This window comes from Mediterraneibacter hominis (assembly GCF_014287475.1).
GTDB lineage: Bacteria > Bacillota > Clostridia > Lachnospirales > Lachnospiraceae > Mediterraneibacter > Mediterraneibacter hominis.
Genome location: NZ_JACOPF010000003.1, coordinates 91,736 through 117,038 on the forward strand (window position 1 = coordinate 91,736; position 25,303 = coordinate 117,038).

The window sequence follows — 25,303 nt, forward strand, 5'->3', positions numbered from 1 at the left end:
GATATGAAAATGAGATGGATATCAGTACTGATGGTTGGATGTTTAACGACAATGGCAGTAATGGGCTGCGGAGCGTCCAAGGAAAATACAAAGACAGGAGGAGAAAAGACGCTTACCTTTTGGAAGGCTTCTGACGCGACAGATGATTGGTACAAACAGAAAATAGAAGAATATAATAAGGAAAACAGCGGGAAGTATAAAGTAGAAATGGAAATTGTGGCGAGTTCAGGAACTTTTTCCTATGATGATAAAGTGAGCGCGGCAGTTACCTCTAATTCACTTCCAGATATTATGATGGTAGACGGACCCTATGTGTCAACCTATGCAGAGAATGGTTTGATAATTCCCTTGGACGATTATATTTCACAGGAAGATAAGGAAGATTTGATTCCGGGTTCTGCACAGCAAAATATGTACGATGGAAAATTATATGCATATTCTATTACCGAGTCATCTGTTGCGCTGTATTACAACAAGGATATGATGGATGCCGCAGGGGTCGAAATGCGGATGCCGGAAAGCCCGGAAGATGCGTTGACATGGGCAGAATACGAAGATATGGCAAAAGCATTGACGCATGATGGAGTAGTTGGGACAAACATTATTATGGATAAAGGAGAAGGAATGATCTATGGGTTGCTTCCTTTCTATGTATCAGCTGGAACGGGCCTTATCAGTGAAGATGGAACAGAAGCACAGGGCTATTATAACAATGACGCAGCGTATGATGCGGCAGAATTTTTGAATGAATTGATTCAGAATGGATATGCCAATGTAGATCCAATCGACAATGAATTTGCAAATCAGAAGGCAGCAACAATGCTCAGTGGTTCTTACCAACTGGCAAATGCAAAAGATTGGGAATTCAACTGGGGAGTAACTTATTATCCTATCAAAGAGAAAGGGGCGAAAGCAGCTTCTCCGAATGGGGATTGGGTATTTACTGTTACATCTAATAGTAAAGAACCGGAAGCGGCCGCCGATTTTATTAACTATGTGTGCAGCAAGGAAAATAGTGCGGAAAATGCAAAAGTGAATGCGAAGATACCTGCCAGGGTATCTGTTATGGAAGCAGCAGAGGAATGGTCATCTTATCCGAATTCTATTTTTAAGGAGCAGTTGTTGGAAACAAGCTATGCACGTCCGAGGACACCTGTTTATGCTACGCTAACATCTGAATTTTCTGATGGATTGTTTGATATTTTCAGCGGAGCTGATATCCAAGAAACACTGGACACGGGAGCAGATGCGATTGATAAAGAATTTAAAGAGGTATATGGAAATTAGGTGGAATAACGATGAAGGGATGGAAAGAAAAAGGAACGATAGGGAGAGTAAAAAGACGCGAGGGAATGACAGCATATTTATTTTCAACTCCGGCTATTATCCTTCTCATTATGTTTATTGCTGTACCAGTAGTTATAGCCATATGTTACTCGCTCATGGATTATAATACTTTAAGACCAGAAGCACAGTCTTTTATAGGAATTTCAAATTATATAAATCTTATGAATGACAGTGAATTTTGGAATGCCTTTAAAAATACCGTATATTTTACCGTGATTGTAGTTCCTCTACAATGCGGACTGGCGCTGGCGCTTGCATTGCTGGTATCAAAAAAGACACGAGGTGTTTCTATATTCAGAATTGCATTTTTTGCACCGACAGTAACTTCTATGGTGGTTATAGCTATACTATGGCAAATCATACTGAATTCCAGTTCTGCACAGGGATGGTTTAATGCGATATTGACGAACCTGGGGTTTGAGGCTATCCCGTTTTTAACCAGTAAAGCTACGGCTATGAATTCTATTATTATGATGTCTGCATGGCAGGGAGCGGGGTATCAGATGATGATTTTTCTTGCAGGAATACAAGGGATTTCTAATGATTTATATGAAGCTGCGGATATGGATGGAGCGAATGTTATACAAAAGTTTCGATATATTACTATGCCAGGATTAAAAAATGTTTCTAAATATGTTGTGCTGATTACTTCTATCCAGGCAATGCGGCTTTTTACACAGCCATATATCATGACTCAGGGCGGACCACAGGATTCTACGAAAACGTTAGTTTACTATATTTATAATGAGGCATTTAGAAGCAGGAAATTTGGTTATGCATGTGCGGCGGCGGTTATATATTTTGTTATTATTGTGATTTTATCCCTAGCATTAAAAAAATTGTTAAAATCAGATTAGAGGTGGAATGAAATGTCAAAAAAAATGAAACGCAGAGTAAAAAACGTAGTTTATTATATTGTTGGAACATTGGTAGCGTTAATTTTTGTTGCACCTATGATTTGGATGTTAGTATCTTCTTTAAAGAATGAGCCGGATATTTTCAAGAATCTAAGTTCTTTGTCGACGTTTATTCCTAAAAGTATTACATTGGAAAATTTTCAATCTGTATTTGAAAGAACACCGATGTTAAGATTTATTTTCAACAGTTTATTTTACTGTTTGGCAATTGTTATATTAGATTTGTTGGTTAATTCTATGTTTGGATATGCACTTGCAAAATTTCAGTTTAAAGGCAGAGAAATTTTAACGAATTGTGTAGTGGCGCTCATGGTATTTCCCTTTGAGGCGATTATATTGGCGTTATATGTAGAGATCAATAGTTTTGGATGGCTAAATTCATGGTTAGCGTTGATCGTACCGTTTATAGGGAAATGTTTTACAATTTATCTTTTCAGACAGTTTTTCGTAGATTTTCCAGATGAATTGTTAGAGGCGGCACGAATTGATGGTTGTGGTCCATTCCGTATCTTTATAAAGATTGTAATACCTAATTCCGGTCCGGTCTTTGCTACAGCATTTATCCTCGATTTTTCAGCGCACTGGAATGATTATTTATGGCCACTATTAGTATCAACAAACGAAGAAATGCGAACAATACAATTAGGTATTGCCACCTTTTTCAATACAGAGCCTATAGAGTATGGTCCAATTATGGCGGCTCTTGTAATTTGTACGATCCCAATGCTTATTTTATTTTTGATTTTACAAAAATACTATGTACAGGGTATTACTTCATCTGGAATCAAGGGTTGAAAAAATGAAATACAAAAGGATGAGTGCTTCTTTAGTAGGAATTATACTGTGCGGGGTCAGCATTGCTATGGCTCGAATAGCAGATTTGGGTACAGATCCCTTTACAATACTGTGCACAGGTATAGGAAAGTGGACGGGACTACCTTTTGGTGTTAGTTTTCTTTGTATGTCATCGCTAGGATTACTTTTTGCATTGTTTCTAAAAAGAGGATTATTAGGAATTGCGACAATCGTAAATTTATGTGGGACAGGATTTGTAGCAGATTTTGCAGGAAATATCATAGAGCGGATTAAAGCGATGCCAAATATGTTAGGAGAGAAAATGCTACTGGCAGGATGTGCTTTTCTGCTATTATGTTTTGCGGCAGCAGTGTATATGAGTGCAGACATGGGAGTATCAGGATATGACGCAATAGCGATGAGCATAGCGGTAAGAACAGGAAAAACGTTTAGAGTATGCCGTATTTTTTCAGATGTTTTATGTGTTTTGGCAGGATATACGCTTGGAGGGAAAATAGGGATATATACAGTTTTAACGGCAGGATTTATGGGACCCTTTATACAGTTTTTTAGAGAGAGAATAGTAGATATATGGATGTGGGGAGAATAGTAAAAAATTTCTACACAAGAAAATGTATTATTTTTGAAGACACAGCTATCAAGGCTCTACTATATTAAATATAATTGGGGATTTATCACAGTACAGTCTTAATTTTACTATCGGCGGTCGCTGAATGAAAAGAAACAGGAAGCCTCTGTGTCATGCTTACATGTAAGCATGACACAGAGGCTTCCCATTCTTTTCGCACTGCTTGTTGCTTCGTTAATTTTATATTTTGTCACATTTACTTTGTCAGTACTTCTACTCCATTTTCTTTAATCAGCACCATGTATTCTATCTGTGCAGACAGCCCGTCGTCAATGGTATATACGGTCCAATCGTTTTCTTCATCTACATAGAAGTCGGGGCTTCCTTCATTGATCATGGGTTCAATCGTAAACATCATACCAGGCACAAGCAGCATTTCACTGCCTTTTGGGGTTACATAGCTTACGAAAGGATCTTCGTGAAATTGTAAACCAACGCCATGCCCGCCGATTTCCTCTACGACAGAGTAGCCGTTTGCCTGTGCGTGACTGTTGATAGCATATGCAATATCTCCTAAATGTCCCCAAGGCTTTGCTGCTTCTAATCCGAGCTTTACACATTCCTCTGTAACCTTAATAAGGCGTTCGGCACGCTCGGAAACATGTCCCATCTTAAACATACGGGAAGCATCGGAGAAATATCCGTTTAGTATAGTAGAGACATCCACATTGATAATATCGCCTTCTTTAAGAATAATATTTTTATCTGGTATTCCGTGACAGATTTCATTGTTGATGGAGGTGCACACACTTTTGGGAAATCCCTGGTAATTAAGAGGGGCGGGAATACCACCGTGTTCCTTTGTAAAAGTATATACAATATCATCAATCTCTGCCGTATTCATTCCGATATGGATATATTTGGCAACCTCATCTAAGACAGCAGTATTAAGCGCTGCGCTTTCCTTAATTTTTTCGATCTGAAACGGTGTCTTTAGCATTTTACGAGTAGGAACAATCTCCCCTTTTTCTGCATGCAGCATCATTTTCTCTTCAATCGGCATATGGCATTTTTTATATTTTTTACCGCTGCCGCACCAACACAGGTCATTTCTTTCCATGAATATTTCTCTCCTTTTTGTTTCATTGATTCTTAACGCTCTATCTGATGAATGAACAGTCCGCTTCGCAGTTTAGGTTCAAACCAGGTGGATTTCGGGGGCATCAGTAATCCCGCGTCAGCGACCGCAAGTAGTTCATCCATAGAAGTGGGATACATGGAGAATGCGACGCCGCCGGTTTTGTCTGCCTCTTGTCTTAGTGCTTCAAGACCTCGAATACCTCCGATAAATCGGATACGGGAATCCGTTTTTGGATTTTGGATATTTAACAGGGGACAGAGTATAAAATTTTGAAGCACAGAGACATCTAATGTCTCTACCGGATTGTCTGAATATAGACAAGGCTTTGCTTCCAGACGATACCAAGTACCGCTTCCATATAAACCAAATTCTCCTTTTTTCTGTGGATGGTAAGCTTCGTTTCCGATTTCAGTGACATCAAATCTGTCCTTTATCATATCAAGAAGTTGCTCAAATGTATAGCCGTTTAAATCTGTAACAACTCGATTATAATCAAAAATCCGCAGTTCATCTGACGGGAATAAGACAGAGAGAAAGTAGTTAAATTCTTCTGTACCGGTATAGTCGGAATGTGCATTTCTGCGCATTAGACCGACCTTTACGGCAGATGCAGCGCGGTGATGCCCATCAGCGATATAAACCTGTTTAATGGAGGAGAAAATTTGAGAAATTTTCTCAAGGAGTGTTTTTTCTTCAATCCTCCAGATTTGATGGCGGATAGAATCATCACTGACAAAATCGTAGAGAGCAGGAAGAATACATACTTCTTTTAATATAGATTTTATATTTAGATTGGGACGATAAGTAAGAAAAATTGGGCCTGTCTGGGCACTTAAGGTGTCCACATGGCGGATGCGGTCCTGCTCTTTGTCTGCACGCGTATTTTCATGCTTTCGGATCACATTGTTTACATAATCGTCGATAGAAGCACAACCGACAATACCAGTCTGCGTATGCTGCTGCATAGTAAGTGCATAGATATAATAGCAAGGGACTTCATCTTGTATAAATAAGCCGTCACTTATCATAGAGTCCAAAATCTGAGCAGCTTTATCATATACAGGCTGGGAATACATATCAATATCTACTGGAAACTGTGTTTCAGGACGATCAATTTTTAGAAATGAATCAGGATTCTTCTTTGTGATTTCACGTGCCTCTTCGCGGCTGTACACATCATAAGGAAGCGCTGCGATGGAAGCAGCACGTTCTTTAGACGGGCGGATTCCTTTAAATGGGCGGATGTCGGTCATTATGGTTTCTCCTTTTCCTATAGGCTGATGTCAGTATACGCAGGCAGTATGCTTGAATTGGTTGTGTATACCGACGCTGAACACATTTTAACACAAAAAAAGAAAACATACCATACCTTGTCGGACGAAGCCCGTCCTCCAGGAGAGAATGAGATGCGGGGTACCCTTTGGGGTATACCTTGCCGTGGGGAGAAACCCGCCAGCCTGAACAGGAATAATTATTAAATTAAAGTATAAGAAGATTGTAACAGTTCATACGCGCCATTCGTAAAACCGCACTGCGTGCTTATCGTGGCTGCCACTGTTTTATTCATTGGTGGGCGCTTAAGCTCATACAGATGTACGCTCGCAAAAACATGCAGGCATGTTTTATGCTTCCCGCACACTGTATGGCTGAACTGTTACAGAAGATTCGACAGAAGGTTGCAAAAATATACATGAATTGCTTGCCGAGAGTAAAAAAGTATAGTAGTATAAAAACTTGAAGGAGTGATTTGATACTATGTCAGATTTGATATACTGGATTGCGATGGTTCTGATAGTTGGTGCGAGTATTGCATTATTGACGGGAACTTTCTTAAGTATAAGGAAAAATAAAAGAGAGAAGAACAAGAAAACAGGACGTGTAGCTGCTTACGCTGACGATTATGAGGAGGACGAGGAAGATGAAAGGGAGCTTCCGAGGCGCAGGGGAACAGCACAGGGAGGCAGGCGTCCGCAGAGCCAGCCGGAACGGAAGAACGAGAAGAAGCAGTGGAAAATTATTTTGGAGAATTTGGATACTTGGGAAAAACACAGCTTTATTTTCTACGATACAATTGCGATTGGACGAGGGAGTGATGTTCGTACATATGAAAAATATCTTTCCGTTTCTGAAGATCCTCGGGTATCTAAGCTGCACTGTGCGATTGTGAAAAGAGGAGAGAAGCTCTATCTGAAGGATCTAGAGTCCAGAAATGGCACATATTTGAATGGGAAAAGAATTGAACGTCCTATTATACTGCAAAGAGATGATGTGATAGGAATTGGAGAATCCAGGTTTGAGGTCCTGAAAGTATTGAGAGAACGAGATTAAGAGATAAAATGCAGAGACAGGGTGCTTGCCAGGTTTGACATGCTTTGTTTCAAGATGTTAAAATGAGGGACAGAAGCGAAACGAGAAGGAGGAGGTTATTATGATAAAGTTGTATGACAATGGTGTCTATTTAATACATGGTACCGAGATAGTAGAAGATGTAGAAAATGCTGGAATTTTTGTGTCAAAGGAAGAAGCAGCTAAAAATACAATTGCTTATGGAATTTTGAAGGAGCACAATACAGCCCCTGACATGAAGAGTCTGCGGATTAAATTTGATAAATTGACATCCCACGATATTACATTTGTGGGAATTATTCAGACAGCAAGAGCATCAGGATTGGAGAAATTCCCGGTGCCGTATGTTCTGACAAACTGTCATAACAGTCTTTGTGCAGTGGGTGGAACAATCAATGAAGATGACCACATGTTTGGGCTGACCTGTGCAAAGAAATATGGCGGCGTATATGTACCTCCTCACCAGGCAGTTATCCACCAGTTTGCACGTGAAGTACTCGCCGGAGGCGGAAAGATGATTCTGGGCTCTGACAGCCATACACGTTATGGGGCTCTTGGTACTATGGCAATGGGAGAAGGAGGACCCGAACTTGTAAAACAGCTTTTAAACAAAACCTATGATATCAATATGCCCGGAGTTGTCGGAATCTATCTGGACGGAGAACCGGCGAAAGGAGTAGGGCCGCAGGATGTGGCGCTTGCAATTATTGGAGCGACCTTTAAAAATGGCTATGTGAATAATAAAGTAATGGAATTTGTAGGCCCGGGTGTCGGAAAGCTAAGTGCAGATTTCCGAATTGGAATCGATGTTATGACAACGGAGACAACCTGTCTGTCCTCTATCTGGCGTACCGATGAAAAGATTGAAGAATTTTATGAGATTCATGGCAGAAGGGAAGATTACAAGGAATTAAATCCAGGAGAGACAGCTTATTATGACGGAATGGTTTATGTAGATTTAAGTGAAATTAAACCGATGATTGCGATGCCGTTCCATCCGAGCAATGTCTATACAATTGATGAATTGAATGAAAACCTTTCAGATATTCTGCATGATGTGGAGAAGAAGGCGCTGATTAGTCTGGATGGAGCTGTGGAATATTCTCTTCAGGATAAAATTGTAGATGGAAAGTTCTATGTAGAGCAGGGAATTATTGCAGGATGTGCCGGAGGCGGATTTGAAAATATCTGTGCAGCAGCAGACATTATCAAAGGAAAAAATATTGGCGCGGATGCATTTACATTTAGTGTGTATCCGGCGAGCACGCCGATTTATATGGAACTAGTTAAAAATGGTGTAGTTGCCGACTTATTAGAGGCTGGAACAGTTGTGAAAACAGCATTTTGCGGGCCTTGCTTTGGCGCGGGCGATACTCCGGCGAACAATGCGTTCTCTATCCGGCATACAACGAGGAATTTCCCGAACCGGGAGGGCTCTAAGCTGCAAAGCGGACAGATTTCATCTGTGGCCTTGATGGACGCACGCTCTATTGCGGCGACTGCGGCAAATAAAGGGTTCTTAACTCCGGCGACATCAATGGATGTAGAATATAAAGGGCAGAAATATTATTTCGATAAAAATATTTATAAAAACCGCGTTTTTGACAGCAAAGGGGTAGCAGATCCAAGTGTGGAAATTCAGTTCGGTCCGAATATCAAAGATTGGCCGGCAATGTCTGCCTTGCCGGAAAATCTTGTGCTCAAGGTAGTTTCTGAGATTCACGATCCGGTTACAACAACAGACGAGCTCATTCCGTCCGGCGAGACATCTTCTTATCGGTCTAATCCTTTGGGACTGGCAGAATTTGCGCTGTCCAGAAAAGATCCCGCATATGTAGGAAGGGCTAAGGAGGTACAGGCTGCGCAAAAAGCTATTGAAGCAGGAAAATGTCCGCTTGAGGTACTGGAAGAATTAAAGCCGGTAGTAGCAAAAGTAAAAGAGACCTATCCAAATGTAGGAGAGGGAAATATCGGTGTGGGAAGTACGATTTTTGCAGTTAAGCCGGGAGACGGCTCTGCGCGCGAGCAGGCAGCATCCTGCCAGAAGGTTCTGGGAGGATGGGCAAATATAGCAAATGAATATGCGACAAAAAGGTACCGTTCTAATTTGATTAACTGGGGGATGCTTCCCTTCCTGACGGATGCGGACGACAAGGAGCTGCCATTTAAGAACGGAGATTATATCTTTGTACCGGATGTCCGCAGGGCAGTAGAAGAAAAAGCAGACGTCGTCAAGGCTTATGTTGTAAAAGACAGCCTGGAGGAAATGGATTTGCGTTTAGGCGAGCTGACAGATGCGGAAAGAGAAATTATCCTGCAGGGATGTCTGATTAACTATTACAGAGCGACAGCAGGTAAATAAGAGCAGTATTTTTGTTTCATAAAGTATAAAAGGGTATTGGACTGGTCAGAAAGACATGCCGATACCCTTAAGATTAAAGGGCGGGGGAGCTGAAGTGGGCTCGCCCGTTTTGTTATGCAACAAAACCATCTGTTTTTTACTCTAATATATAAATGAAGAAGAGAGGGGGGCGGCACATGGACCAGTTAGAAAACCGATTGGACAGTCAGACTGGGGGCAGAGGCAAACATAAAGAAGAACTAAGATTGGTCCGAAAGGCAAAAGCAGGTGATACAAAATCGTTTTCAGCATTGTATGCACAGATTTATATAGAACTGTATAAGTTTGCGCTGTATACACTGCGGCATCCGCAGGATGCAGAAGATGCAGTGAGTGAAGCGGTTACAGCGGCATATGAAAATATAACGAAGTTAAAGTCTGAAACATCGTTTCGCAATTGGATGTTTACGATACTTGCAAATCAATGTAGAAAAAGGTTTATAAAAAGAGAAAAAGATGAGGAGCTTACGGAAGATATTGCTCAACCGGAGATAGATTACGGACAGAAAGCGGACGTAAGGGCTGCATTGGAGACACTCAGTGAAGAGGAACGGCTGATCGTGTCGTTTTCTGTTTTCGGTGGATATAAGAGTGCGGAAATTGGCGGTATGTTAGGGATTGAGGCGGCAACCGTGCGTTCAAAAAAGAACCGCGCACTTGGAAAAATGAGAAAAATATTAGAGTAGAAAGGGGTATGGCATAGAGTGGATAGAGAAGTAGATGAGAGAAAGGATAAGCAAACAGAGCAGCAAGAAGGGAGCGTAATTGAGAGGATAGCTGAAAATGCAGAGAACATAGAGGTTCCAGAGTCTTTGCGGCCGGAGGCAGTTGAGAGAAGACTTGAAAAGAGCAGAAGAGAAAGACTGCATAGAAGGCGAAAAAAATGGAGGACTGTATGCTCCGCCGCTGCAGCATGTGTCTGTGTGCTTATAGGAATTGCCTCTGCTCAAAATGGATGGTTTACAGGGAAGAACAGAGGAAAATTATCTATAGGTATTGATACAGAGTATGCTGCTGCACAAAGCAGCCCGGGTAAAATCGTTTCAGCAAAAGATTATGACGAGGTGTATGCCTATATTAAGGAAGAAAGAAAGGCACAGGAAGAACAATTAAATGAAAGAGCTGAAAGTGTGTCAAAAAGTACCAATGAAAGTGCTGTGGAAAGTGCGTCTGATTTGGCAGGGCAGCCTTATGCCGGTCAAGGAGAGCAACCCGCAGCAAACAGCGGGTATTCAGATACGAATGTACGGGAAGCAGCAGTAGGAGAGGGGGATATTGTAAAGACAGACGGAAAGAACCTCTATATATTGGAAGGGCAAAATGTGCAGATTGTAAGCATTGAGGGAGAAAAAATGGTGCAGACCGCCTCTATTCGAATGGACAAGGAGAAGACGGCATACGAACTGTATGTAGAGGGAAATTCTCTATTGATTGCATATTCCGTATCAGGATATGCAGACGGCGCGGTTTTATCTGATGAAGCGTATGTAAACAGTGATACTTACAATACGGAATACCGGGAGTATACAGCAATTGATATTTATGATGTCAGTATACCGTCGGCGCCAAAGCTTTTGGACACTTTTTCACAGAGTGGCAGCTTCTATACAATGCGGGTATCAGACGGCTATGTATATTTATTGAGCAATTTTTACGCAGATATAGCGGCAGGAAGGGAAGAAATAGAGGCTTATATTCCTAAAATCCGGGGAGAGAACATTGAGAGCAGTAAAATTTTGCTTCCACAGTATAAAAGAGGAACACAGTATACGGTACTTTCTGCCTTCGCTATTGCAGAACCATCAGGAAAAACAGATAGCATAGCAGTGTTTGGAAGTGTGGGAACCTGTTATGTGAGCAGGGAAAATATATACATTTGCGAAGGATATTACAATGCACAGGAAGAAACTGTGACACAGACCTGTATCCGCAAGATTGGGTATCAAGATGGCGTACTTGAAGCAAAAGGACAGACGAAAATAGACGGGACACTAAATGATTCTTTTAGTATTGATGAATATGAGGGGAATTTAAGGCTGGTGACAACAGTAAGTCCGGTCGGAAATAGTGTGGCGCCATTGGCAAGAAGCGGGGAAACGGCAGCGGCAGAAAGCGGTTTTAAAGAATCAAATTCTCTATATGTACTGGACGAGAATCTTGAAATAATAGGAGAGATTCATGATCTTGCCCGGGAGGAGCAGATCTATTCTGCGAGATTTATAGGGAAAACAGGGTATTTTGTGACATACCGTCAGACGGATCCACTTTTTTCAGTAGATTTGTCTGATCCATCGAAGCCCCAAATTATCGGAGAACTGAAAATTCCTGGTTTTTCAGAATACCTGCATCCATTTGGAGAGGGAAAACTACTCGGTATAGGTATGGATGTGGACGAGACAGGGACGGTAACAAATGGGGTAAAGCTTTCTATGTTTGATATTTCAGATGCCGCAGATGTAAAAGAAGTACAGAAATACGTTCTGGAAGATATGTACTCTACAGATGTTGCTTATAACTATAAGGCGGCGCTTATAAGTGAAGAACTAAATCTCATTGGGTTTACTGCATACGGACAGCGGCAGACGTTTTATATGTTTTCTTATGATAACGAGAAGGGATTTACAATGCGCTTTTCAAGAGAACTGTTAGGATACGGAGAAGCAAGAGGAATTTATTCGGATTCCCGTTTTTATCTGGTAGCGGGAAATACAGTGGAAGTGTATACGCTGGATACATTTGATAAGATAGATGATATTGTGTTATAATCGTGACAACGATTCGGGGCAGGTTCTCTGGATGAGAGCCTGCTGTTTTAGTGGAGGAACAGTAATGATATTTGATACACATGCTCATTATGATGACGCACAGTTCGACGACGACAGAGAGCAGCTTTTACAGGCTATGAGGGAGAATGGAATTGGGAGAATTGTCAATGTAAGCTCTGATACGGACTCCTGGGAAAAAGTAGTTGCTCTGGCAGATACATATTCTTTTATTTATGGAGCAATTGGCGTGCATCCGGACGAGGTGGGACAGTTAAATGAAGAAAAGTTCTGCCAGATGGAAGCGCTTTTAAAACGGGACAAAATGATTGCTGTGGGAGAAATAGGACTGGATTATTATTGGGACAAGGAAAACCGTGATTTACAAAAAACCTGGTTTATCCGTCAGCTTGAGCTTGCCGGAAAGCTTAAAAAGCCGGTGATTATACACAGCAGAGAAGCGGCGGCGGATACAATGGAGATAATGAAAGTCTATGCTTCTAAGCTCTGTGCGGTTATACACTGCTATTCTTATTCAGCGGAAATGGCGAAAGAATATGTAAAGATGGGATATTATATTGGTGTGGGAGGCGTTGTGACTTTTAAAAACGCAAAAAAATTAAAACAGACAGTACAGGAAATTCCCCTTTCCTCTATTGTACTTGAGACAGATTGTCCTTATCTGGCTCCGGCGCCGTACCGCGGAAAACGAAATTCTTCTTTATATCTCCCTTATATTGCGGAAGAAATTGCGCGGCAAAAAGGAATAACAGTGCAAGAAGTGATTTGGCAGACAGAAAAAAATGCAGAAAGACTGTACCAGCTTTAAGATACAGATAGAAAGGAACGTAGAAATGAAAGAGCCGACATTAGGAAATCCGCAGAATACAATTGCTGTTCTTAAGAAATATGGATTTGTATTTCAGAAGAAATACGGGCAGAATTTTTTGATAGATCCCCATGTGCTGGATAAAATCATTCGCGCCGCAAAGATTACAAAGGATGATTTTGTACTGGAAATTGGTCCGGGAATCGGGACGATGACACAGTACCTTGCCTGTGCGGCGAGGAAGGTAGCGGCGATTGAAATTGACAAAGCATTGATACCAATTTTAAAGGATACATTAAATGGTTATGACAATATAAAAATTATAAACGGCGATGTACTGAAAACAGATATTGCAGAGCTTGCCAAAAAAGAGAATGCAGGAGAACCAATCAAGGTGGTTGCCAATCTTCCATATTATATTACCACACCGATCATTATGGGATTATTTGAAAACCATGTACCGTTAAAGAGTCTTACAGTTATGGTACAAAAGGAGGTGGCGCAGAGGATGCAGGCAGGACCTGGAACGAAGGATTACGGAGCATTATCTCTGGCAGTACAGTATTATGCAAAACCGTATCTGGCAGCGAATGTCCCGCCGAATTGCTTTATGCCGCGTCCGAAGGTTGGCTCGGCAGTGATACGTTTGGAACGGTATACAGAACCTCCTGTAAAGGTTAAAAATGAAAAACTACTGTTTCAGATTATACGCGCGTCTTTTAACCAGAGAAGAAAAACTTTAGTCAACGGTTTGAAAAACTGTACAGAATTGACCATTTTACGTGAGGAAGCAGAGCAGGCGCTTTTGGAGCTGGGGATAGACAGCAATGTGCGGGGAGAAGCTTTGACACTGGAGCAATTTGCGGCGCTTGCGGACAGATTGGGGGAATAGTTCATGTAACTTTATGCTTCTCGCACACTGTATGGCTGTTACGAGTTCATAAATATTTAATAGTCATGTGATTGTATAAAACTTCAATTTTTAGTATAATAAAAAGAACATATTAAAATAAGAATGAGTAAGGAGGCAGGGCATATGGCAAAAGACATTGACAGTATTTTTTTCGATATTACCCCGAAGATTGAAGAACTCGCCCTCAAATGTGAGCAGAACAACGCGATTGATAAGGAACTGTACACAAAGTATGAAGTAAAACGCGGGCTGCGCGACCTGAATGGAAAAGGTGTGCTTGCAGGTCTGACAAACATTTCTGATGTGTGCGCGTTTAAGATGGTGGACGGGAAACAGGTGCCCTGCAAAGGAAATCTATATTATAGAGGTTACAATATAAAAGACTTGGTGAAGGGCTTTCTTGCCGCGCATCACCCTGGATTTGAGGAAACAGCGTATCTTCTTCTGTTTGGGGAACTGCCGGATAAAGTGCAGTTAAAAGAATTCCAGGAAATGATCGCAGAGCGCAGAATGTTGCCGCCAAATTTTGTAAGAGATGTTATTATGAAAGCGCCGAGTCGCGACATGATGAACAGCATTACAAGGAGTATCTTACAGTTATATTCTTATGACGATAAGGCTGACGATACAAGTATTCCCAATGTTTTAAGACAGTGTCTGAATCTCATCAGCCAATTCCCTATGCTTATGGTTTACGGCTATCATGCCTATAATTATAAGCGTGGCGAGGATTTGTATATTTATGCACCGCAGCCAGAGCTGTCCACAGCGGAGAATATTCTGATGATGCTAAGAGAGAACAGAAAATATACAAAGCTGGAGGCTAAAATTCTGGATATGGCGCTTGTTCTGCACATGGATCACGGCGGCGGTAACAACTCAACATTTACAACGCACGTTGTGACTTCATCGGGAACAGACACGTATTCTACAATCGCCGCGGCAATGGCGTCTTTAAAAGGGCCAAAGCATGGAGGGGCGAATGTAAAAGTCACACAGATGTTCGAAGACATGAAGGCAGCTTTAACAGACTGGTCAGACAAAGATCAGATACGGCAGTATCTCATAGATCTTTTAGATAAAAAGGTATTTGACCGCAAAGGGCTTATTTATGGAATGGGACATGCCGTTTATTCTATATCGGATCCAAGAGCGGATATATTTAAGCGCTTTGTGAAGCAGTTGGCGAAGGAAAAAGGACATGAAGCAGAGTATGCGCTGTATGAGACAGTAGAGCACATGGCGCCGGAAGTTATCGGTGAAAAGCGAAAGATGTACAAAGGAGTCAATGCGAATGTAGACTTCTACAGCGGATTGGTATACAGTATGCTGGATTTGCCGCCGGCTCTCTATACACCGATATTTGCAACAGCTCGTATTGTTGGCTGGAGTGCGCATAGACTGGAAGAACTGAAAAACGTAGACAAGATTATCCGTCCGGCTTACAAGCCGCTTGCACCGTATCGTGATTACATAAATTTAGATGACAGGTAGTGAGTGAACATGAAAGATGAGTTTTACTTCCCATCAAAGGATGGAAATACAGAGATTCACACAATAGAATGGAAACCAGAAGGCAGGGTAAAAGCAGTTTTGCAGCTAAGCCACGGAATGGTGGAATATATCAACAGATATGATGAATTCGCACAGTTTTTATGTGAACAGGGATTTTATGTAGTGGGAAATGACCATCTTGGACATGGAAAATCTATACAGAGCAAGTCAGAATATGGCTTTTTCAATGAGAAATATGGAAATGCATGTGTCTTAGGAGATATGCATACACTCCGTCAGCGTACCAGCAGAAAGTATCCAGATGTGCCGTACTTTATGCTGGGGCACAGCATGGGTTCCAGCCTTCTCAGGCAGTATATTCAGATGTATGGCAACGGGTTAAGCGGCGCTGTACTGATGGGAGTTGTAGCAGACAAAAACAGGAGGCTCCTTAAGCTTGGCAAACGGCTTTGTCGTGTATTAGCGGTATGCAGAGGCTGGCACTACAGGAGCTGCCTGATAAATCGAATGGCGCTTGGGGCTTATAACAAACGGTTTAAGCCTGCAAAAACCAGAGCAGACTGGATTACAAGCGATGAGGGAAAGCTGGAAGCATATATTTCAGATCCTCTGTGTTCGTTTGTATTTACAGTGAACGCGTATTACCATATGTTCAGCGGAATGCTTAGTATGCAGAAAAGAGAGAGCGTCTTTATGATTCCTAAATCACTTCCAATTATCCTTCTGGCAGGAACGGAAGATCCAGTCGGAAATTATGGAAAAGGAGTGCGGAAAATATATGAGAAATATAAGGCGGCAGGCATACAGGACATCACGCTCCGGCTATATGCCGGAGACCGCCATGAGCTTCTCAACGAGACAGACCGCAGACAAGTGTATGAAGATATATGGAAATGGCTGGAGAAAGAATGTATGGATTGACAATGGATAATAAAACATATATAATATTTTTGTGAAAAAAATATAAATTTTTACGGAGGATAAAAATGGCAGTAGCATCATTAGTTTTAGGTATTATCTCTATCGTAATCGGTGTTTTCTTTGGCAACTTTGGATTGATCGGCGGTGTAATTGGTATCGTTGGAATTATCTTGGGCGTACAGGGAAAGAAAGATCCTGCAAAAAAAGGAATGGCGACAGCTGGTTTTGTTTGCTCTATCATCGGTACGGTACTTTGCCTTATTATGTATGTGGCTTGCATCGCATGCGTTGGCGGAATTGCAGCATTAGCGTAATATTAACGTAAAGGGAATGAGTGAGAAGAGGAGTGCATATGCATTCCTCTTTTTCATGCTGGATATTAGGAAAAGAATAGGAAAGCGGGAGGAGTTTGCAGCGAAAATATGGGATTTCAAGTAGGTAGTTTTACAATACCGTATTATGGATTTTTTATCATGCTTGGTGTGGCGGCAGCGGCTGTTGTTGGATGGATACTAATACATTTCTTTCACAAAGAATATGACGACTTTATTACACTCGCAGGCTGTGTTGCTTTGGGAGGACTTATAGGAGCAAAAATACTTTATCTGGCTGTCTCATGGAAGAAGATTGATTTTTCCAGAATAACAGATACAGAGTATCTTTCAGCGTGGCTGTCAGGAGGCTTTGTCTTTTATGGAGGACTGATTGGAGGGCTGGCAGGAGTATTCCTCTGTTGGAAAATATTTCACATTCAGGTGATGGAATATGCATCTGTAGGTATTCCTTGTATTCCGATTGTGCATGCGTTTGGAAGAATGGGATGCAGTGCGGCCGGCTGCTGTTATGGAATTCCCTATACGGGAGCAGGAGCTATTACTTATACGGAGTCCTTGATTGCTCCAAACGGCACGCCTTTGTTTCCTGTTCAGATGACAGAGGCAGTCTGCAATCTGATAATAGCGGCAGTCTTGATTATCTATATATACAGAAACCGGAACAAGGTGAGAAACAGTCTGTTGCTTTATTTAATGCTGTACGCACCAGTGCGTTTTGTACTGGAGCATTTTCGGTATGATGACAAGGAAAGAGGAATTATTTTAGAGCTTTCGACTTCACAGTGGATCAGTATTCTTGTCTTTGCAGGGGCATTTCTGTATTATATAATTAGAAAAAGGAAAAAAATTACAAAGAGTTTATAAGGAGGGTTTTATGTTTAATCCGAGCAGTACATTTCTATTTGTGCTGGCAGGGCTGGTTATCGTCTTTGTCATAGCACAGTCTGTATTCTTCCTTGTGCGGGCGTACCGCAGAGGAAAGGCACTCAATATGGATATGAAGCAGATACGTAAAATGATAATTTCTACGGCGGTGTTCACTTTTGCTCCGGCAGTGTCGATTCTTCTGGGCGTGATCACGTTGTCAAAATTTTTGGGACTGCCGCTTCCATGGCTTCGTTTAAGTGTAATCGGGGCGATTACATACGAGCTTCCTGCGGCTACAACGACGGCAAATGCATTGGGTATCGGTTCTCTTTCGACAACGATTACAGATCCGGAGGTGTATACGGCAATAGCATGGGTAATGACACTGGGGATTTTCCCGGGGCTTATCTGGGTACCGCTGTTTATTAAGAAAATCCAGGGCGGTTTAGTAAAGTTAAAAAACAAGGACAGCAAATGGGGAGACATCGTAATGACTGCGCTGTTCCTGGGGATGATTTCTGCGTTTCTGGGAATGGTATTTGCGGACATACGGGATGGTTTAAAAGGCTGGATTCCGATTTTTGTTCTTCTGTTCTCCGCATTTTTGATGGGAATCTGCGGAATTCTTGTAAAGAAGTGCAATATGAAGTGGCTGGAAAATTACGCGCTGCCGATCAGTATGTTAGGAGCGATGGTTTTTGCTGTGTTTATCACACCGCTGATAGGAGGCTGATAGTATGGGAAAGAATGGAAGAACATATGAGGATATGACACATATTTACGGGAGGATTTGGATTCTGCTTGCTCTGGGAATGATTTTTGCATATCCTACAGTGACATGTATTTACTATGATGCATGGCCGGGTATTATGCCGGTATTAAAAGGATTGTTGGGAGTTGCACCCATTTTCTGGACAGTAGGACTGATTGAAGTGCTTACGTTTGTGCCTATGTTAGGAACAGCAGGCTCTTACCTTGCATTTGTGACAGGGAATCTTACGAACCTGAAGGTGCCGGCAGCCTTGACTGCAATGGAAAACGCGAAGGTAAAGCCGGGCACAGAAGAAGGGGAAGTGATTTCCACAATTGCGGTGGCGACTTCTTCCATAGTGACAACAGTGATTATTGCGGCAGGAGTAGCCTTACTTGTACCTTTGACACCGATTTTAAATTCACCGGCGTTAAAACCGGCGTTTGACAATATTCTTCCGGCATTGTTTGGAGGTCTTGCTGTAGTTTATGTAAGCAAGAACTGGAAAATTTCCATTGCGCCGCTTGTATTTATGGTAGTTCTCTTCCTCCTGGTGCCGTCACTTTCCAGTTCAGTAGGGGTATTGGTTCCGGTTGGAGCATTGATTGCAATCGGTGCGGCAAGAATCTTATATAAGAAAGGGAAGCTGTAAAGGATTACATAAAAAGAGCAGGGTTCCAATGCTCCTGCTCTGCTTTGGTGAAAGGAGTGGTTGGTAAATGATACTATTGTGGATTTTGCTGGCGGCAGTTATTTTGTTTCTTGCTGTATTGCTGGTGCGCGCGGCGATGTTTGTGCCGAAAGAAGAAATAAAGGCGTCCGGCAGTCCGGTTGAACTGGATGAAAAGAAAATTGTAAATGATATGGTAGAAATGATCCGCTGTAAGACAATTTCTTATAATGATGAAAGTCTGATAGATAAAAAAGAGTTCCAAAAGTTTCAGGAGCTGCTTCCTAAGCTGTATCCAAAGGTACATGCTGCCTGCTCCAGAGAATTCGTAGGAGTAAATGGCATGCTGTATCATTGGAAGGGAAAAACAGAAAAAGAACCGGTTGTTTTGATGTCTCACTATGATGTAGTGCCGGTGGAGGAGTCGCAGTGGGAAGAACCAGCTTTTGAAGGGGTTGTGAAGGACGGCGTTATATGGGGGCGAGGAACTCTGGACACGAAAGGTACTTTCTGCGGTATTATGGAAGCGGCAGAAAAGCTGATTGCAGAAGGATTTGTTCCAGAGCATGACATATATTTTGCCTTTTCGGGACAGGAGGAGATCAATGGCCCGTCCTGTCCGGCTATTGTGGACTTGCTGCAAGAAAGAGGGATTAAACCGGCGTTGGTTGTGGATGAAGGCGGCGCAGTTGTAGAGAATGTATTTCCAGGCGTGAACAGGGAATGTGCACTGATTGGAATTGCGGAAAAGGGTCTTACGAATATTGAATTTAAGGCAAAAAGCAGCGGCGGACATGCTTCTATGCCGCCCGTACATACAATCGTCGGGGAACTTGCCCAGGCAGTAGTAGATGTGGAGAAGCATCCGTTTCCGAGACAGCTTACAAAACCAGTGCGAGAGATGCTGGATACACTGGGAAGACACTCTAGCTTCGGGTATAAGATTTTGTTCGCGAATCTGTGGTGCCTGGAAGGATTATTTGACAAGGTGTGTAGGGCTTCCGGCGGAGAGCTGAACGCAATGATGAGAACGACATGTGCAATGACAAAAATGCAGGGAGGAAAAGCATTTAACGTAATTCCTCCGGCCGCTTCTGTTGGGATGAACTTACGTCTTTTGGGAAAAGATACGGTAGAATCCGCAAGAGAATATCTGGAAAAAACGATTCAGAATCCGCATATAGAGGTATCTGTGTATGAAGGAAGGAATCCGTCTGCGGAGTCAGATACGGCCTGTGCGGAATATAAGCGGCTCTGTCAGGCGGTTGCGGATACGTGGACAGAGGCGATTGTTGCGCCATATTTGATGATGGCATGCAGTGATTCCTGGCATTACTGCCGAATTACAGACCGGGTGTACAAATTTTCGGCTATGAAACTGTCAAAGGAAGAACGGGGAATGATTCACGGGAATAACGAGCGGGTTCCAGTTAAGACGCTGGTCAAGACAGTAGAGTTTTTCGTAAGGTTAATGAAGATGTGTTAAGAAAGTATGGGTGTACATGACAGTAAATTTAACAGAAGGTTCTGTTGCAAAAAAGATGATGCTGTTTTCCCTGCCTTTAATGGCAGGAAATCTTTTGCAGCAGTGTTATAATATAGCGGACACTTTGATTGTAGGGCGCTTTATCGGTGCCAATGCGCTGGCTGCGGTAGGTTCTGCTTATACATTGATGACATTTCTCACCTCGATTATATTAGGGCTTTGTATGGGAAGCGGCGCGCTTTTTTCTATCCGGTATGGAGAGCAAGATACGGAGACGCTGAAAAAGAGTATGGCGGCTTCTTTTCTGCTGATAGGAAGTATTACGGTTGTACTGAATATTTTCGTTTTTCTTGGAATTGACGGGATTCTCTTTTTTTTAAGGGTGCCGGAAGCAGTATACGGAATGATGAGAGAGTATCTGCTTATTATTTTTGCAGGAATCAGCGCGACATTTCTTTATAACTATTTTGCATCCTTTTTGCGGGCAATAGGGGAATCTTTGGTTCCGCTTCTCTTTCTTGCGGTCTGTGCTGTATTGAATGTGATTTTGGATTTCTGGTTTGTACTGGGATTTCATGCGGGAGTAGGCGGAGCTGCCCTGGCGACAGTTCTTTCGCAGTTTATATCGGGAATCGGAATTGCTTTGTATACCTGGTTTCGGAGAAAGGAATTCCGTATACAAAAACGGCATTTACAAATAAAGAAAAAAATAATAATAGAAATATTTCAGTTTTCTTTTTTGACATCTGTGCAGCAATCGGTTATGAATTTAGGGATTTTGATGGTACAGGGATTAGTAAACAGCTTTGGTGCGGGAGTGATGGCGGCGTTTGCGGCGGCGGTGAAGATTGATTCATTTGCCTATATGCCGGTCCAGGATTTTGGAAATGCATTTTCTACGTTCGTAGCGCAGAATTATGGGGCAGGTAAACCAAAACGGATTCAGGAAGGGTGCAGGAAAGCGGCATATCTTGTCTTCGGATTCTGTATAGTAATTTCTGCGGCAGTCTGGCTGTTAGCGAAGCCATTGTTATCGTTGTTTATAGAAGCACAGGAGACAGAAATTCTCTCTGTAGGAGTACAGTATCTTCATATTGAAGGAACGTTTTATATTGGAATTGGAATTTTGTTTTTATTCTATGGATACTACAGGGCAGTAAGAAAGCCTGGAATGTCCGTTGTTCTGACAGTTATATCACTGGGTACCAGAGTGGTGCTTGCCTACCTTTTGTCTGCGACAGCGCTTGGCGTAACCGGAATATGGTGGTCAGTGCCGATTGGCTGGGCTCTGGCAGATATTGCGGGCTGGCTGTACTATGTAAAAATAAAAATAGTAAAAGAAAATGCCCAGAAGTCATAAAGAGGACTTCGGGCATTTTACTTTGGAAATAAAATTGTAAGAAGAAATCTAATCTTCAAACTTAAGCACGATTTTTAATACATCTTGTGGATGTTCCTTGATCATATCTAAAGCGTCCATAATCTCTTTATAATTATAAGCTTTTGTCATCAGCTCTTCTGGATGCAGGCTTCCGTCCTCAAATCCTTCAATTACTTCATCAAAACAGTGGTTGTTCAGGCGGGAACCTACAATGGTAAGTTCTTTCTTTGTAATTTCGGCCATGCAGATGCTGGACGGCTTATCTTTCAGACCGAGGCATACGACACGTCCTGCCGGACACGCAAGGTTGACTGCCTGTTCAAAAGAGGAGGGAACACATACAGTATCTACGACAACAGGAATCCCTTCTCCGTCAGTAAATCGATCCAGACGTTCTTCTAAGTTTTCTTCAGAGACAAGAACTGTTTCATCCGCGCCCATTGATTTTGCTTTCTCTAAGCGTTCCTTTACAAGATCCGTCATAATGACCTGTGCACCGTTGCGTTTTGCAACCTGCATTGCACAGATGCCGATAGGGCCGGATCCCATAACCAATACTTTATCGCCTTTTCCGATTTGTGCGCGGTTATTAATTTCCACACCGATTGTAAAGGGTTCTACTAATCCAAGTAAAGATTCATCAAATTTTTTGTGGAATAGGTGTATATTTTCAGCAGGCGCTTTTACATATTCTGCAAATCCCCCGTCCCGGTGTACTCCCATTACTTCCAAGTCACGGCATACATTATGTCTGCCAATCCGGCATGCATAGCATTGCCCGCAGCTGATAACAGGATCTACGGCTACCTGATCTCCTGGTCTTATACCTTTTACGGCAGAACCTACAGATTCTACAATTCCTCCAAATTCGTGTCCAATCAATCTGGGATAGGTAGCAAGGGAATTCGTCCCATTCCATATACCAATATCAGATCCGCAGATTCCGCCAGAAGTGACACGGACAATAACATCATTTGGTTTTTCGATCTTCGGTTTTGGTACGTCTACAATCTCTACTTTGAATGGTTCAATGACTTTAATGGCTTTCATATTGGTTCCTCCTGATTTATGTATGAAACAGATTTTATATTCCCTGCTCTTTGATATATACGGGCAAGATGTTTCTGACCTCAATATAACATATGACGTCATACGTGTCAATTGTCAAATGTAGAATTCTATGATAGAATAACGTCATCAACGTATAGATGATGTACGGGTGGGAAAGTAATGAACAGAAAGTGAAATGCATCAGGAGGAACAGGATGGGGCTGGAAACAATACAGAGCAATGATAAATCACTGCCGGAGCTGGTAGCTGGACAGATTACCGGTCTGATAGCGGACAATGAATATAAAAAAGGGGAGAAACTACCGAATGAGTTTCAACTTGCTCAGTCTTTAAATGTAGGCAGAGGAACAATACGAGAAGCGATTAAAATTCTAGTGTCAAAAAATATAGTAGAAATCCGCCGCGGGCTTGGCACATTTGTGGCAGAGAAACCAGGTCTTGTGGATGATCCGTTAGGGCTGGGATTTATAAAGAACAAACGAAAGCTTACAAAAGATTTGCTGGAAGTTCGCAGCATGATAGAGCCAGAGATTGCAGCACTTGCGGCAGAGAGAGCAACGGACAGTGATATTGAGAAAATTCTGGAGGCATGCCAGGCGGTGGAGGACAAGATTCATAAAGGAGAGACTTTTGAGGAAGATGATGTTGCTTTCCATAAGCTGATTGCAAAGAGCAGTAAAAACCAGGTTGTATTAAATGTGCTGCCTGTCATTCACTCTGCGATAAAGGAACTGGTAGAGGTGACAAATGCAGGGCTGACAGAGCAGACTATGCGCACGCACAGAGCAGTGGCAGATGCGATAGCTGCGAGAGAACCTGAAAAAGCAAAAGAAGCAATGCTGGCGCATATGCTCTATAATAAAGAATATCTGGGAAAACATTGAAGCAGTGTGAGTCAGGAAAAGGAAGACAAAGTAAAATATAAAAACCCGCAGGATTTTCGTAGGTTATAAAAAGGGAAATCCTGCGGGTTTTTATTTAAGAAAAATTATAGAGAGATTAGAATTCGTTTATAAAAGATGGAAAATTGTGAATAAAATATCATATATAGTGCGAATTGAATAGAATTTTATGGGAAAAATTATATTGTGAAAAAAGAGGTTGGGAAAAGTTATAAAAAAGCAAAAAAACAATTGATGATTATTGACAAAATATACAAAGAGTGCTATTGTATACAATAAGTAATACATAAACGCATGCAAAGATGTATTATACAATGTCAGTAATAAGAAAAGGAGAACGTTATGAAAAAGAAAATAGTATCTTTATTTTTAGTTGGAGCTATGGTTGCAGCAACAGCTGTAGGATGTGGCAATGTAAAGACAGATAATGAAGCTGGCGGTTCAGATTCAGGTGAAAAAGCTGCTGGAAAAGATGCTTATACAGAGGATGTCAAAATTGCATTTCTGCCAAATGTAATTGGAGATTCTTGTGCTGCTGCATGGGCAGAAGGAATGCAATCGTATCTTAATAATTTCTCAAACGTTACATTTGATGTATATGATGGAGAAGCATCTGTAGATACAGAAGTACAAATTATGGATGAATTGATTAACCAGAAATATGACGCAATTATTCTTCAGGCAACGGATGCAGCAGGGCTCGCATCTTCTGTTGACAAGGCAGAAGCGGCTGGTATTCCAGTTATTACATGTAACCTGGATGCTGACACGACACATGCAGGCCTGGTAGCGGCTGTTGATGTAGAGGCTGGAGAAAAGATTGCTGAAGCTATAGGAGAGAGCTTGGGAGGACAGGGAAAAGTTGTAATTATTTCTGCTACACCAGGGGCAACTAAAGGAGAAAACATTGACAAAGGCTTTAAGGCGGTAATGGAAGAGACATATCCGGATATTGAAATTCTGGATGAACAGTCAGGAGAATGGCTGACAGAAAATGCAAACACAGTTATGACAGACTTCCTTACAAAATATTCTGAGATCGATGCAGTTCTCTGCCATAATGATGCAATGGCTGAAGGTGCGGCTGAAGCAGTGAAAGCAGCAGGTAGAGAGATGCAGATTTGGGGTGTTGACGGTGAGTCAAAGATGTTAGACTATATCGAGCAGGGACTGTGTACAGGAACTGTTTATACAGATGCTAAGAGCCAGGGAGTTGCATGTGCTCAGTTTGCTATGTATGCTATTGAATCAGGAATTACTGCAAGCAGTTTAAGTGAGACACCGATTGTTAAGATGGCACCAATTATTGTAACAGCAGATACTTTGTCTGAAATTACAGAGGATATGCGCTGGTAATTGAGAAG

The 25,303-nt window shown here is 41.9% G+C and carries 23 protein-coding genes; 20 read left to right on the forward strand and 3 right to left on the reverse strand.

Annotated elements, in window-relative coordinates:
• Nucleotides 1-3: 3 nt before the first annotated feature.
• The 4 genes from H8S37_RS13430 to H8S37_RS13445 are packed head-to-tail and all read left to right on the forward strand — an operon-like array spanning nt 4 to nt 3,669.
• Entirely contained in the window at nt 4-1,287 is a 1,284-nt protein-coding gene (locus H8S37_RS13430) for a sugar ABC transporter substrate-binding protein (protein WP_186876578.1), read from the forward strand.
• 11 nt (nt 1,288-1,298) lie between these two features.
• Nucleotides 1,299-2,204 carry a carbohydrate ABC transporter permease gene (locus H8S37_RS13435; RefSeq protein WP_186876579.1) on the forward strand — a complete coding sequence of 302 codons (906 nt, stop codon included), beginning with the start codon at nt 1,299-1,301 and terminating at the stop codon, nt 2,202-2,204.
• A gap of 12 nt (nt 2,205-2,216) precedes the next feature.
• A complete protein-coding gene (locus H8S37_RS13440; RefSeq protein ID WP_186876580.1) occupies nt 2,217-3,059 on the forward strand; it encodes a carbohydrate ABC transporter permease in 843 nt (280 codons plus the stop codon).
• 4 nt (nt 3,060-3,063) lie between these two features.
• Nucleotides 3,064-3,669: a YczE/YyaS/YitT family protein gene (locus H8S37_RS13445; RefSeq protein ID WP_186876581.1), complete on the forward strand. Its 606-nt coding sequence runs from the start codon at nt 3,064-3,066 to the stop codon at nt 3,667-3,669.
• A gap of 235 nt (nt 3,670-3,904) precedes the next feature.
• Here H8S37_RS13445 and H8S37_RS13450 read toward each other — a convergent pair whose 3' ends face one another.
• Nucleotides 3,905-4,768 (reverse strand): methionyl aminopeptidase, encoded by an 864-nt coding sequence (locus H8S37_RS13450; protein WP_186876582.1) that lies wholly within the window; start codon nt 4,766-4,768, stop codon nt 3,905-3,907.
• Nucleotides 4,769-4,800: 32 nt separating this feature from the next.
• Complete coding sequence (locus H8S37_RS13455; RefSeq protein ID WP_186876583.1) at nt 4,801-6,042, reverse strand: DUF1015 domain-containing protein; 1,242 nt, start codon at nt 6,040-6,042, stop codon at nt 4,801-4,803.
• A 502-nt stretch (nt 6,043-6,544) separates the two neighbouring features.
• Here H8S37_RS13455 and H8S37_RS13460 point away from each other — a divergent pair.
• From H8S37_RS13460 to H8S37_RS13525, 14 genes are all read left to right on the forward strand, one after another.
• Nucleotides 6,545-7,117 (forward strand): FHA domain-containing protein, encoded by a 573-nt coding sequence (locus H8S37_RS13460; RefSeq protein ID WP_243207197.1) that lies wholly within the window; start codon nt 6,545-6,547, stop codon nt 7,115-7,117.
• 100 nt (nt 7,118-7,217) lie between these two features.
• On the forward strand, nt 7,218-9,497 hold the full coding sequence (locus H8S37_RS13465; protein ID WP_186876584.1) for a hydratase: 2,280 nt from the start codon (nt 7,218-7,220) through the stop codon (nt 9,495-9,497).
• Nucleotides 9,498-9,673: 176 nt separating this feature from the next.
• Entirely contained in the window at nt 9,674-10,222 is a 549-nt protein-coding gene (locus H8S37_RS13470; protein ID WP_186876585.1) for an RNA polymerase sigma factor, read from the forward strand.
• 18 nt (nt 10,223-10,240) lie between these two features.
• A complete protein-coding gene (locus tag H8S37_RS13475) occupies nt 10,241-12,301 on the forward strand; it encodes a beta-propeller domain-containing protein (protein ID WP_330605007.1) in 2,061 nt (686 codons plus the stop codon).
• Nucleotides 12,302-12,365: 64 nt separating this feature from the next.
• Entirely contained in the window at nt 12,366-13,127 is a 762-nt protein-coding gene (locus tag H8S37_RS13480; protein ID WP_186876586.1) for a TatD family hydrolase, read from the forward strand.
• A gap of 25 nt (nt 13,128-13,152) precedes the next feature.
• A complete protein-coding gene (rsmA, locus tag H8S37_RS13485) occupies nt 13,153-14,019 on the forward strand; it encodes a 16S rRNA (adenine(1518)-N(6)/adenine(1519)-N(6))-dimethyltransferase RsmA (RefSeq protein WP_186876784.1) in 867 nt (288 codons plus the stop codon).
• Between the two features lie 144 nt (nt 14,020-14,163).
• Nucleotides 14,164-15,534, forward strand: a complete 1,371-nt coding sequence (locus H8S37_RS13490) for a citrate/2-methylcitrate synthase (RefSeq protein WP_186876587.1) — start codon at nt 14,164-14,166, stop codon at nt 15,532-15,534.
• Between the two features lie 9 nt (nt 15,535-15,543).
• Nucleotides 15,544-16,476, forward strand: a complete 933-nt coding sequence (locus tag H8S37_RS13495) for an alpha/beta fold hydrolase (protein WP_186876588.1) — start codon at nt 15,544-15,546, stop codon at nt 16,474-16,476.
• A gap of 65 nt (nt 16,477-16,541) precedes the next feature.
• Nucleotides 16,542-16,790, forward strand: a complete 249-nt coding sequence (locus tag H8S37_RS13500) for a hypothetical protein (RefSeq protein WP_186876589.1) — start codon at nt 16,542-16,544, stop codon at nt 16,788-16,790.
• A 108-nt stretch (nt 16,791-16,898) separates the two neighbouring features.
• The gene (locus H8S37_RS13505; RefSeq protein WP_186876590.1) at nt 16,899-17,675 is read left to right on the forward strand and encodes a prolipoprotein diacylglyceryl transferase; all 777 of its coding nucleotides are present in this window, start codon (nt 16,899-16,901) and stop codon (nt 17,673-17,675) included.
• A gap of 10 nt (nt 17,676-17,685) precedes the next feature.
• Complete coding sequence (locus H8S37_RS13510) at nt 17,686-18,411, forward strand: DUF5058 family protein (protein WP_186876591.1); 726 nt, start codon at nt 17,686-17,688, stop codon at nt 18,409-18,411.
• 4 nt (nt 18,412-18,415) lie between these two features.
• On the forward strand, nt 18,416-19,081 hold the full coding sequence (locus H8S37_RS13515) for a hypothetical protein (RefSeq protein WP_186876592.1): 666 nt from the start codon (nt 18,416-18,418) through the stop codon (nt 19,079-19,081).
• Nucleotides 19,082-19,148: 67 nt separating this feature from the next.
• Nucleotides 19,149-20,585: a M20 family peptidase gene (locus H8S37_RS13520; RefSeq protein WP_186876593.1), complete on the forward strand. Its 1,437-nt coding sequence runs from the start codon at nt 19,149-19,151 to the stop codon at nt 20,583-20,585.
• Nucleotides 20,586-20,601: 16 nt separating this feature from the next.
• The gene (locus H8S37_RS13525) at nt 20,602-21,945 is read left to right on the forward strand and encodes an MATE family efflux transporter (RefSeq protein ID WP_186876594.1); all 1,344 of its coding nucleotides are present in this window, start codon (nt 20,602-20,604) and stop codon (nt 21,943-21,945) included.
• A 48-nt stretch (nt 21,946-21,993) separates the two neighbouring features.
• On the opposite strand, the gene H8S37_RS13530 is transcribed toward H8S37_RS13525, so the two are convergent.
• Nucleotides 21,994-23,016 (reverse strand): zinc-binding alcohol dehydrogenase family protein, encoded by a 1,023-nt coding sequence (locus tag H8S37_RS13530; RefSeq protein WP_186876595.1) that lies wholly within the window; start codon nt 23,014-23,016, stop codon nt 21,994-21,996.
• A 215-nt stretch (nt 23,017-23,231) separates the two neighbouring features.
• On the opposite strand from H8S37_RS13530, the gene H8S37_RS13535 reads away from it, so the two are divergent.
• Both H8S37_RS13535 and H8S37_RS13540 read left to right on the forward strand, forming a co-directional pair.
• Nucleotides 23,232-23,921 carry a FadR/GntR family transcriptional regulator gene (locus tag H8S37_RS13535; protein ID WP_186876596.1) on the forward strand — a complete coding sequence of 230 codons (690 nt, stop codon included), beginning with the start codon at nt 23,232-23,234 and terminating at the stop codon, nt 23,919-23,921.
• A 360-nt stretch (nt 23,922-24,281) separates the two neighbouring features.
• Entirely contained in the window at nt 24,282-25,295 is a 1,014-nt protein-coding gene (locus H8S37_RS13540; RefSeq protein WP_186876597.1) for a sugar ABC transporter substrate-binding protein, read from the forward strand.
• The last annotated feature ends 8 nt before the right edge of the window (nt 25,296-25,303 follow it).